Below are 11,580 nucleotides of genomic sequence, written 5' to 3' on the forward strand. Positions count from 1 at the left end.
TTGAAATTAGTTTTATGCCTGATATTTTTAAAATAAACCTTCCTAATACAAGTGATGTCAATCTTTTTATTAAAAGAGAAGATTTAGTACATCCTATCATTTCAGGTAATAAATTTAGAAAATTAAAATATAATTTAGAAGAAGCAAAAAATCAAAGCCACCACACGTTGCTTACTTTTGGTGGGGCATTTTCAAATCATATAGTAGCGGTTGCAGGAGCAGGAAAGGAATTTGGCTTTCAGACCATAGGGATAATTAGAGGAGAAGAATTAGCCTCGAAAATAGAATATAATCCTAGCTTATCATTAGCTGCTTCATTAGGCATGCAGTTTAAATTTGTGGATAGAACCACCTATCGAAATAAGACAGATGAATTTTTTACTGCTAAATTAAGTAACGAATTTGGACCTTTTTACCTTATTCCTGAAGGAGGAACAAATAGTTTAGCTGTAAAAGGGTGTGAAGAAATTCTTTCGGATGAAACGAAAATATTTGATTATATCTGTGTAGCGGTAGGAACAGGAGGTACCATTTCAGGAATAATAAATGCTTCCCAGTTGCACCAAAAAATAATTGGATTTTCTTCTTTAAAAGGTGATTTTCTAACGAATGATATTAGTAAATTTGTATCCAAATCAAATTGGTATATAGATTGCGAATACCATTTTGGTGGGTATGGAAAAGTTTCAGATGAATTAATTTCATTTATTAATCAATTTTATCGTGAACAACAAATTCCTTTAGATCCTATATATACTGGAAAGATGATGTTTGGAGTTATGGATATGATTGAAAAAAAGCAATTTCCAAAAGGCTCTAAAATACTAGTTATACATACGGGTGGATTACAAGGAATTGAAGGGATGAATCGCAAATTGCAAGCAAGTAATAAAACAATAGTAGTGAAATGATAAAGAAAATAATTTATATACTTATAACAATAATTCTCGTAAGTTGTGGAGGGTCTAAAATTAGAACTCAAAAAACGACTTCAACAAAACCACATACTCCTACAAAACCAGTCACAAGTAGTGAAACGCCAAAATCACCAACAATAAAAACGAATGAAGCAGAGGTTTTAGTAGCTACATCTAAAGTAAAAGCTACAACAGAAGATGTTAAAAAATACATTGAAGATTTTAAAGAAATTGCAAAAAATAATATGAAGCAACACGGAATTCCGGCTAGTATTATTATGGCTCAAGGAATTTTAGAATCAGGAGCGGGTTTTGGTCGTTTGTGTATAGAAGCAAATAATCATTTTGGAATAAAATGTCATACAGATTGGACTGGTGAAACCGTTACACATGACGATGATGCTGTTGGCGAATGTTTTAGAAAATACATTCATCCTTCAGAGTCTTATAGAGATCATGCCTTGTTCTTAACAAAAAGAAAGCGATATGAATCCTTGTTTAAGCTTGATAAAGGGGATTATTATGCTTGGGCAACTGGCTTAAAACAGGCAGGGTATGCTACGGACACATTGTATCCTTCTAAATTAGTTGGAATAATAGAACGTTATGAACTATATAAATTAGATAATGAAGTTCTTGGGAGATCTTATGTTCCAAAACCAAAAGCTGAAATTATCACCCTTGATGGTGAGTATATAGTTCAAAAAGGAGATACATTATATTCTTTATCAAAAAAGTTTAATATTACAGTAGACGAATTGAAAAGATTAAATAATATTGTTGATACAGCAATCTCCATAGGTCAAAAAATAAAAATAAAGTAATATGTTATACCAAAGAAGCAGTCAATTATTTGTAGAGTCATCAAAGGTTATACCAGGAGGAGTTAATTCGCCTGTAAGAGCGTTTAAAGCAGTCGGAGGAACACCAATATTCATCAAAGAAGCAAAGGGCGCTTATTTGTATGATGAAGATGGCAATAAATACATAGATTACATCAATTCATGGGGGCCGATGATTTTAGGTCATGCACATGAGCCTGTAATTAATGCTATAACCGAACGGGCAAAAAAAGGAACTTCCTTTGGTACCCCAACGGCACTAGAAACTGAAATTGCAGCTTTGGCAGTTTCAATGGTGCCTAATATAGATAAAATACGTTTTGTTAATTCAGGAACAGAAGCTTGTATGAGTGCCATTCGATTAGCAAGAGGATATACAAAAAGAGAAAAAATAGTCAAATTTTCTGGTTGTTATCATGGTCATTCCGATTCGTTTTTAATTGCCGCAGGAAGCGGATTGAGCACATTTGGTGTGCCCAATAGTCCTGGAGTTACAGAAGGCACAGCAAAAGATACCTTACTTGCAACATATAACGATATTGAAAATGTAAAAGCGCTATTTGAAGCTAATAAAAATGAAATAGCCGCAATTATTATTGAACCTGTAGCAGGTAATATGGGGTGTGTACCTCCAAAAGAAAATTTTTTAGAGGAATTACGTGAAGTATGTACTACTAATGGAACGTTATTAATTTTTGATGAGGTAATGACAGGATTTCGTTTGGCAAAAGGAGGCGCGCAAGAAGTATTTAATGTAAAAGCTGATTTAGTTTGCTTTGGTAAAGTAATAGGAGGCGGATTGCCTGTTGGAGCATTTGCAGGGGAAGCAAAAATTATGGATTATTTATCTCCTTTAGGACCCGTTTATCAAGCAGGAACGTTGTCTGGTAATCCTTTAGCTATGGTAGCAGGTTTACAAATGCTTAAAGAAATAAATGCTGATGAAGAATTATTTACGAGATTAGAACAAAAAACAGCTTATTTAGAAAAGGGAATTCGTGAGGTTTTAGTTGCTACAAAAGTTCCTTTTACCATAAATAGAGTAGGATCTATGATTTCGGTTCATTTTGATACTAGACCAGTAGTTGATTTTGAAACAGCTAAAAATGGTGATAATGATAGGTTTAAACTGTTTTTCCATGAGTTGTTGAAAAAAGGAATTTACATTGCGCCTTCTGCTTATGAAACATGGTTCATTACAGATGCACTCACTTATGAAGATTTAGATTTTACTATACAATGTATTAAAGAAGTGTTTTAAAACTAAAAAAGCCCGATATCGGGCTTTTTTCTTATTTTCTACTTCGTTTTATTAATGCGTAAGTTTTTTCAATAACTCCGTATTTTTTTCTAACTTTTGCATCTTATCTGCAGGTAAAGTAGCTCTTAATTTCATTTCAATAATATTAGCTAATTCAGCTTTACGCTCAGTAGATAAATTATCATTCAATACAGTAAATTTGTATTCAAATAAACGTTTTAAATCTTCGGCCATTGTTCCTTCTAAAGCAACAAACTCTGTTAATGCTTTAATGTCTTTTTGTGCTTCTACTGCGGCATCTACTTTTTTAAATTCTTTATCTTGAGCGTTTGCATTGATCGTAAAAGCTAAAAATAATACAAATACACTTAGTAATTTTTTCATCTTTTTTATTTTATAGTTTTATCAAAAGTAAAAAAAAAAAGAATTAAACAAAACATTTATCATATTTTTTATTTAAATATTATAGCTATTTTTGTCATGTGAAATATTTTATTATCATAATTGCTTTATCATTTATAACAAAACCGCTAATTCCATTAGTTGATTATGTTATTAATCATGAGTATATAGCTACTGAATTGTGTGAAAATATTGCAAAACCAGAAATGCATTGTGATGGAAAATGCCATCTTAAAAAAGAATTAGCTAAAGCTGCTTCTGATGAAAAACCAATTTCCAATCAAAAATCTTCCATATCAAAACAAGAAGTAGAGCTATTATTTTGTCAGTTTGTAGATGCAATTTATTTCCGAACTTTATTTTCCACATTAAAAAATAAAATTTCAGACAGGTATCAAAATTTATACTTCCATAACTCAATTGATACTGTTTTTCACCCACCAACTATTTTAAATTTTTTGAAACAATAAGCCGTCTTTCATGATGGCTAATGCTTTGTGTTTCTAGATAATAAAATGTTCCTCTATTTAGCAATAGCTTTAGATGAGGCACATGTATTGTTATACAAAGTAGTTATGGTATTGTAAGTTACTATTACTTATTGCATTTATGTATTTTTTGCAATTTGAAAGAATAGTTATGACTAAAACATACGATAAAAAATAATTCAATTAATTTAAATTTATTAAAAATGATATTAAAACATATAAAATTTGCGGTAGTAGCATGTGCCTCATTATTCATCTTTTCTTGTTCTAAAGATGATGCAGAGGGAATTACGGGGCAAGGTAATTTAAAAGTAGAATTTGATAATATTTATGGAGGAGCAGATATTTTGCCTACTGCTACTTATACAAACAGTAATGGTGAAGTAATAAAAATAACTAGAGCACAATATATTGTAAGCAATATAGTGTTGATAAGAGAAGATGGTTCTACTTATACAGTGCCAAAAAGCCAAAGTTATTTCATTATTAATGAATTAACCGCTTCAAGTTTACTACTTAATTTGCCAAATATTCCAGCAGGAAATTATAACAAAATTAAATTTGGTATTGGTGTAGACCAAGAACAATTTAATCTTGGCGCAACAGGTCAAGGCGATTTTTTAGCTCAAGCTCAAAACGAAGGTATGATGTGGTCATGGAGTGCAGGGTATAAATTTGTTGCATTTGAAGGTAAATTTACCTCATCAACCGTCACTTCTGAAACGACCTTTATGGTGCATACCGGAAAAACAGGAACAGATTATAATTATACAGAAGTTACTTTGAATTTTCCTGATTTAGCAAAAGTAAGAACAACTATTACGCCACAAGTTCACATTATGGCCGATTTAAAGCATATTCTTGATGGCACTAACAAAGTTAGCCTAACAGAAAGTAACGCAATGGGAATGGGAGCCATGATTATGAGTGGTACAAAATTACCCTTAATTACGGGAAATTTGGTTAATATGTTTAGTGTGCATCATGTACATAATGATTAATTTCTAAAGCTATTCCTGCCATTCACTTTAAGTCCTCAGTCTTATAGAGGCTTTCTGTTACTGCCAGGGCTATAATAATTTACAAAAATGATAAAAAATATTAGTTATCTTTTAGTTTGTGCGCTGCTACTTAGTTGTGCGTCAGATTATGATGATGCAGAACAGTATCAAAATATACCCATAGATTTTCAAGTGCCCAGTAATTTTCCACCTTTGCAATATGATTTAGCAAATAACCCACTTACAGAAAAAGGGTTTGAATTGGGAAAAAAACTATTCTATGATGGTCGATTAGCCTCCGATGGTGTAGTTTCATGCGGATTCTGTCATATTCAAGCTGATGCTTTCACACATCATGGACATAGTGTAAGTCATGGTGTAGGCGATAATATGGGCACAAGAAATACGCCTCCTATTCAAAATTTGGCTTTTCAAAATATATTCATGTGGGACGGAGCAGCAGATCATTTAGATTTACAACCTATAATTCCATTTACCAGTCCAATAGAAATGAATGGTAATTTCTCAAACGCCATTGCAATGATGAAAACAGATCCTGTTTATGTCAAATTATATAAACAAGCTTTTGCAGACGGTCAAATCAATACAGAAAATATGCTAAAAGCATTAGGTCAGTTTATGGTGTTAACAGTCTCTTCTAATTCTAGATTTGATAAATATAGAAGAAATGAGCCAGGAGGAATTTTGACAAACGATGAATTACAAGGATATGCTCTTTTTAACCAAAAATGTGCTACTTGTCACGCCACAGATTTATTTACAGACAATTCGTTTAGAAATAACGGATTGCCTATAAATCCAAATGTAAATGATGTTGGAAGATATCGTGTAACAGAGCAAGTTCAGGATAGGTATAAGTTTAAAGTGCCAAGTTTACGAAATGTTGAAAAAACAGCGCCTTATATGCATGATGGTAGGTTTTATACTTTGGAAGCTGTTTTAGACCATTATTCAAATGGAGTGCAAAACACACAAAATCTCGATCCGATATTGAATACTAATTCAACATTAGGTATTTCTTTGACTCAAACTGAAAAAAATAAACTCATAGCATTTCTTAAGACTTTAACAGATAATCAATTTTTAACAAATCCTCGATTTGCAGAATATTAAAAACACATTAGATGAAAACTATTTTACTTGCTTGTTTTATTTTTTTAAACGTTCAAGCGCATGAAAAACCAAAACAGCTAACAAAAAAAATAATTAATTATGAAAAGAAAGATTTTAAATTCAATTATCTTGACTATTGCGACGCTTGTGGGTGTTCTGCAAATGGCGGAAGCATGGGATTTGGTTCTGTTGTAAGTGCTAATTTTTTTGGCGTTAGATATATTAATCAAAATTACGAAACAAATGATGGTTTATATACTAATTCACCTTGGTTAAAAGAAAAATTTAATACATACCAACTTTGGTCTAAAATACCTATCAACAAAAAAATTCAGCTTTCAACACTTATTCCTTATCATGCGCATAGAAAAGAAGTAGCTACAGGTCAAAATTCTATAAAAGGGCTCGGAGACATTACCGTAATGGGATTTTATACATTGTGGAATAAAAAGAAAGATTCCATAGGTTTATCACAAACTATACAAGTAGGAGCAGGATTAAAAATGCCCACAGGGACTTTTGATGAAACTACGGCAGGTACAGTAAATCCAAGTTTTCAATTAGGAACAGGTAGTTGGGATTACCTGTTTTCTACAGAATATGTCATAAAAAAACATGGTTTTGGATGGAGTAATTTACTAAATTATGTTATTAAGTCTACGAATGCGAATGCATATCGCTTTGGAAATCAACTAAATTATAATTCAACATGCTATTATCTTTTTGAAAAAGATAAAATGATAATAGCGCCACAAATAGGCTTAGCCGGAGAAGTTTATGCAAGTAATTATAAGCACCAAGAAAAAATCCGTAATACAAGTGGAGATGTGCTTTTTACCAAGCTTGGCGCTGAAATAGCTTACAAAGAATTTTCTGTTGGCGCTTTTTTTCAAACGCCTTTGCACCAACATTTAATGTCAGATTTAGTGAAAGCAAAAAACAGGTTGAGTATAAGCTTTAATTATAAATTATAACAAAAAAACCTCGCTCAAAATTTGGGCGAGGTTTTATATCTAAAGTCTTGTAAACAAATTTACTTAATTATTTCAATTTTTTGACTTTCTTCGTTATTTACACTGTCAAAAAAGCCTTGTTCACTCATCCATTCATCACTATAAATTTTACTCATATAACGTGATCCATGGTCTGGAAATATGACTACTACATTACTGTTTTTAGTGAATTCACCTTCCTCAGCAAATTGTTTTATTGCTTGAAAAGCAGCGCCAGAAGTATAGCCTACAAATAAACCTTCTTTTTTAGCTAATTCTCTTGCGGTATGCGCGCTGTCTTCATCAGATACTTTAGTAAACTTATCAATAACGTCAAAATCGGTTGCGGTAGGAATTAAATTTTTACCTAATCCTTCAATTCTGTAAGGGTAAATTTCAGCTGTATCAAATTCTTTAGTCTCATGGTATTTTTTTAATACTGAACCATACGCATCCACACCTAAAATTTTAATGTTTGGGTTCATTTCTTTCAGATACTTAGCCGTGCCTGAAATAGTTCCACCCGTGCCACTACATGCTACTAAATGCGTAATTTGTCCATTAGTTTGTTCCCAAATTTCAGGACCTGTAGTTTTATAATGCGCGTCTATATTTAAATCATTAAAATATTGGTTGATATAAATAGAGCCTTTCGTCTCTTCGTGCAATCTTTTGGCTACATTATAATAACTTCTTTCATCATCTGCAGAAACATGTGCGGGGCAAACATATACTTTCGCACCCATAGTGCGTAACATGTCAATTTTGTCTTTTGAGGATTTAGAGCTTACAGCAAGTATACATTCATACCCTTTAATAATACTTACCATAGCTAAACTGAATCCAGTATTGCCAGATGTTGTTTCTACAATAGTGTCTCCAGGTTTTAGAATGCCTCTTTTTTCAGCTTCTTCTATGATATAAAGTGCAATTCTATCTTTTGATGAATGTCCGGGGTTAAAAGCCTCTACTTTTGCATAAAAATTACCAACCAAACCGTCAGTAATCTTATTTAATTTTATAAGTGGCGTGTTCCCAATTAATTCGAGTATAGAATGATTTGCTTTTATTTCTTTTGCCATAAATAATCACTTATGTTAACATCGGTATGTGATGTTTTAACTACTGCAAAGGTACAAAAAAACTTGAATTACTTGTCAATTTTTTCTAAATCAAACAAAAAGGTAAACTCTTTTGCTAGTTCTTTTAATGCCTCAAAGCGTCCCGAAGCACCTCCGTGTCCAGCATCCATATTGGTGTCTAAAAATAACTGGTTTGTTCCTTTCTTCATGACTCTTAATTTTGCTACCCACTTCGCAGGTTCCCAATATTGTACTTGAGAATCATGCAAACCTGTAGAAACATACATATTAGGATATACTTGTTCTTTAACTTGGTCATAAGGAGAATAAGACAACATGTAATCATAGTATTTTTTGTCATTTGGATTTCCCCATTCATCATATTCCCCAGTTGTTAAAGGAATAGAGTCGTCTAACATTGTTGTAATTACATCTACAAAAGGAACTTGTGCAATTACACCATGGTATAACTCGGGTGACATATTAACAATAGCGCCCATTAATAATCCTCCTGCTGAACCTCCTTCGGCATATAAATGAGCAGCAGAAGTATATTTTTCGGCAATAACATGTTTTGAACAATCTATGAAATCAGTAAATGTATTTTTCTTCTTTAATAATTTTCCGTTTTCATACCATTCTCTGCCTAAATCTTCCCCTCCTCTTATGTGTGCAATCGCATAGATAAACCCTCTGTCTAACAAGCTTAATCGAGTACTTGAAAAGTATGGGTCCATAGATGCACCATAGGATCCGTAAGCATATAACAAAAACGGATTTTTACCTTCTTTTTTCATGCCTTTTCTGTATACCATTGAAATTGGAATTTTGGTACCGTCTTGAGCAGTTGCCCATATTCTTTCTTCAGCATAATTATTTTTATCAAACTTTCCGCCTAAAACAGCTTGTTCTTTCAATATCGTTTTTTCTTTAGTTCTCATGTTAAAGTCGATTACTGAAGAAGGTGTTGCCATAGATTGATAAGCAAAACGTAACACTTCAGTATTAAAATCAACATTTGTAGTCGTGTAGGCAGTATAGGTTTCGCTTTCAAAAGGTAAATAATAATCGCCTGAACCATTCCATGGCTTGATTTGTATTTTATTCAACCCATTTGAACGTTCTTCTACAACCAAATAGTCTTTAAAAATTTCAATCCCTTCTAGTAATGTTTCTTTTCTGTGAGGAATTAAATCTTTCCAATTGTCAAAGGATGTAGCCGTTTCAGGTGTTTTCATCAATTTGAAATTAGTAGCTTTATCTTTATTGGTTACAATGTAAAAGCTGTCTCCATAATGTGAAATAGAATATTCAATTCCTCTTGTTCTAACTTGAAAAATTCTAAATTTTCCATCAGGATTACTAGCTTCTAAAATTTGATATTCTGAAGTTAAGGTGCTTGATGATCCTATAACAATGTATTTTTTTGATTTTTCTTTGTAAACAAAAGTCGAAAACGTATCGTCTTGTTCATGAAAAATTAATTCATCTTCACTAGGATTTGAACCTACCTTATGTTTGTAAATTTTATCAGATCGTAACGTTTGTGCGTCTTTTCTTGTGTAAAAAAGCGTTTTGTTATCACCTGCCCAAGTAGATCCACCTGTGGTATTTTCAATTTTTACGGGTAAAATTTCTCCAGTTTCTAAGTTTTTTATTTGAATAGTGTATTGCCTTCTAGAAACTAAATCTATCCCAAAAGCCGCCCATTTGTTATCCTCGCTGATGTTGATGCCTGATAAATTAAAGTAAGATTGCCCTTTTGCCATTTCATTACAATTGAATAAAATTTCTTCAGTCGCATTTAAATTTCCTTTTTTACGGGTATAAATAGGGTAGTCTTTACCGGTTTCAAAACGTGTAATATACCAGTAACCATTATAAAAATAAGGTACAGAAGTGTCGTCTTCTTTTATTCTGCTTTTCATTTCTAAGAACAAATCTTCTTGAAATTTTTTAGTATGCTCAGTAGATTTTTGGTAATATTCGTTTTCTTTATTTAAATAATCAAGTACCTCAGGATTTTCTCGTTCGTTTAACCAATAGTAATTATCAATTCTAACATGGCCGTGTTTTTCAAGTTTTTTTGGAATAATTTTGGCTACAGGTGGTTGTATTTCGTTCATTTTAGGGTTCTTTTTTTGAGCATGAAAAGTGGTGCTAAAAAGAATAACGATTATAAAAAAATAGTTTTTCATGCTTTGTTTGTGTTTAATTAGTTCTTATTGATTCACTTTTAGTTCAAATAATTTATCCCAGTTTTTACCCGTAACAAAAACGGTTTTAGTAGCTGGGTTATAGGCAATACCATTTAAAACATCGATGTTTTCATGTTGTTTTACTTTAGTTTTTAATTCTGATAAATCTATTACCGCTTCTACAGCACCGTTCTCGGGATTGATGATGGCAAGAGCGTCTTTTTGGTAAATATTGGCCCAAATTTTACCGTCTATCCATTCCAATTCGTTAATTTGATCAATTTTAGAAGTATCCGTATATACATTTATAGAGCGAACCAATTTTTGTGTCGTTGGGTCTAAAAAATGAATGGTATTTGTACCATCACTCATGATGAGGTATTTGTCATTGTGCGTAAGTCCCCAACCTTCCATATCTTTAAAATAGGTAAAGGTTTTTTCACGTTGTAACGTTTCCGTATTATAGATAAATCCTGTTTTTTCTTGCCAGGTTAATTGATACACTTTGTTATTAAAAATCGTTAATCCTTCACCAAAATATTGAGGTTCTAACGTGCTATTTTGCGTAACGTTTCCAGTTTTATAATTTATTTTTCGCACTTTAGATTCACCTCTTTGTCCTGTACTCTCATATAAAATTCCATTATAAAATTCTAATCCTTGCGTGTAAGAGGTAAGGTCGTGTTCGTAGGTGTTTACAATCGTATAAGATAAAATTTTAGGTGTAATTTCTGAAACGAGTTCAAAAGAAGTAACACATTCATTAGGTTTTCCTTCTGTAAAAACGAGTGCTTTAATTTCTTGTGTACCAAAGGAAAGTTGATTGAGTTTGAATGTGGTTTTTTGGTTTTGCTTTACAGCTGCTATTTTAGTTTCATTTGCATAATAAACGACCGAATCAATTGCAATATTTTCCGTATTACTAATTTCTAAATCAATACTCTCGGAAGGTTTATAAATTTGTTTTAAGTTTTTAGATTCTATTGTAAATGCGTCTTTTGTTTCGCTACAATTAACAAAAAATAAGCCTAAAGTGATGACTAATAAATAATTATGTTTTTTCATTAGAGTTTTTATTTTCTACTACAATATTACAATTTATTTTTAACTAATTTTTCATTTGTAAAGATAATAAAAGATTGTATATTTGCCTCGGCAAGTCCTACACGACCAGCTCCTGCAAAATCCTCCAGGGTGGGAACACAGCAAAGGTATGTGGTTGTAGCGGTGCGATGTAGGTCGCTTGCCTTTTTTTATTTCTTC

Annotated in this window: 11 protein-coding genes and 1 other RNA gene; 8 read left to right on the top strand and 4 right to left on the bottom strand. The window is 32.1% G+C overall.

Annotated elements, in window-relative coordinates; all coding sequences use genetic code 11:
• Positions 1–14: 14 nt before the first annotated feature.
• From RF683_RS02310 to hemL, 3 genes are read left to right on the top strand one after another with little or no spacing between them, the layout of a single operon-like run.
• Positions 15–911 (top strand): 1-aminocyclopropane-1-carboxylate deaminase/D-cysteine desulfhydrase, encoded by an 897-nt coding sequence (locus tag RF683_RS02310; protein WP_309532615.1) that lies wholly within the window; start codon positions 15–17, stop codon positions 909–911.
• Positions 908–1,741, top strand: coding sequence for a glucosaminidase domain-containing protein (locus RF683_RS02315; RefSeq protein WP_309532616.1), 834 nt, complete (start codon positions 908–910; stop codon positions 1,739–1,741). Before RF683_RS02310 ends, RF683_RS02315 begins: the two co-directional genes overlap by 4 nt.
• A 1-nt stretch (position 1,742) precedes the next feature.
• Positions 1,743–3,020, top strand: a complete 1,278-nt coding sequence (gene hemL, locus RF683_RS02320; RefSeq protein ID WP_309532617.1) for a glutamate-1-semialdehyde 2,1-aminomutase — start codon at positions 1,743–1,745, stop codon at positions 3,018–3,020.
• Between the two features lie 51 nt (positions 3,021–3,071).
• Here the strand turns inward: hemL and RF683_RS02325 are convergent, their stop codons facing one another.
• Complete coding sequence (locus RF683_RS02325; RefSeq protein WP_309532618.1) at positions 3,072–3,404, bottom strand: hypothetical protein; 333 nt, start codon at positions 3,402–3,404, stop codon at positions 3,072–3,074.
• 98 nt (positions 3,405–3,502) lie between these two features.
• On the opposite strand from RF683_RS02325, the gene RF683_RS02330 reads away from it, so the two are divergent.
• The 4 genes from RF683_RS02330 (at position 3,503) to RF683_RS02345 (ending at position 7,019) form a co-directional block, all read left to right on the top strand.
• Complete coding sequence (locus tag RF683_RS02330; protein WP_309532619.1) at positions 3,503–3,892, top strand: hypothetical protein; 390 nt, start codon at positions 3,503–3,505, stop codon at positions 3,890–3,892.
• Between the two features lie 221 nt (positions 3,893–4,113).
• On the top strand, positions 4,114–4,911 hold the full coding sequence (locus tag RF683_RS02335; RefSeq protein ID WP_309532620.1) for an MbnP family protein: 798 nt from the start codon (positions 4,114–4,116) through the stop codon (positions 4,909–4,911).
• Positions 4,912–4,998: 87 nt separating this feature from the next.
• Complete coding sequence (locus RF683_RS02340) at positions 4,999–6,045, top strand: cytochrome-c peroxidase (protein ID WP_309532621.1); 1,047 nt, start codon at positions 4,999–5,001, stop codon at positions 6,043–6,045.
• Positions 6,046–6,056: 11 nt separating this feature from the next.
• Positions 6,057–7,019: a transporter gene (locus RF683_RS02345; protein WP_309532622.1), complete on the top strand. Its 963-nt coding sequence runs from the start codon at positions 6,057–6,059 to the stop codon at positions 7,017–7,019.
• A gap of 59 nt (positions 7,020–7,078) precedes the next feature.
• On the opposite strand, the gene RF683_RS02350 is transcribed toward RF683_RS02345, so the two are convergent.
• The 3 genes from RF683_RS02350 to RF683_RS02360 all read right to left on the bottom strand — a co-directional run bounded on the left by RF683_RS02350 (position 7,079) and on the right by RF683_RS02360 (position 11,382).
• Complete coding sequence (locus RF683_RS02350; RefSeq protein ID WP_309532623.1) at positions 7,079–8,119, bottom strand: PLP-dependent cysteine synthase family protein; 1,041 nt, start codon at positions 8,117–8,119, stop codon at positions 7,079–7,081.
• A 68-nt stretch (positions 8,120–8,187) separates the two neighbouring features.
• Complete coding sequence (locus RF683_RS02355; protein WP_309532624.1) at positions 8,188–10,245, bottom strand: S9 family peptidase; 2,058 nt, start codon at positions 10,243–10,245, stop codon at positions 8,188–8,190.
• A gap of 96 nt (positions 10,246–10,341) precedes the next feature.
• Entirely contained in the window at positions 10,342–11,382 is a 1,041-nt protein-coding gene (locus RF683_RS02360; RefSeq protein ID WP_309532625.1) for a glutaminyl-peptide cyclotransferase, read from the bottom strand.
• 88 nt (positions 11,383–11,470) lie between these two features.
• Between RF683_RS02360 and ffs the strand changes: the two genes are divergently transcribed.
• Positions 11,471–11,568: signal recognition particle sRNA small type (gene ffs, locus RF683_RS02365), an RNA gene on the top strand.
• The last annotated feature ends 12 nt before the right edge of the window (positions 11,569–11,580 follow it).

It is taken from the genome of Flavobacterium sp. 20NA77.7 (genome assembly GCF_031326205.1).
In the GTDB taxonomy this organism is placed as follows: domain Bacteria; phylum Bacteroidota; class Bacteroidia; order Flavobacteriales; family Flavobacteriaceae; genus Flavobacterium; species Flavobacterium nakdongensis.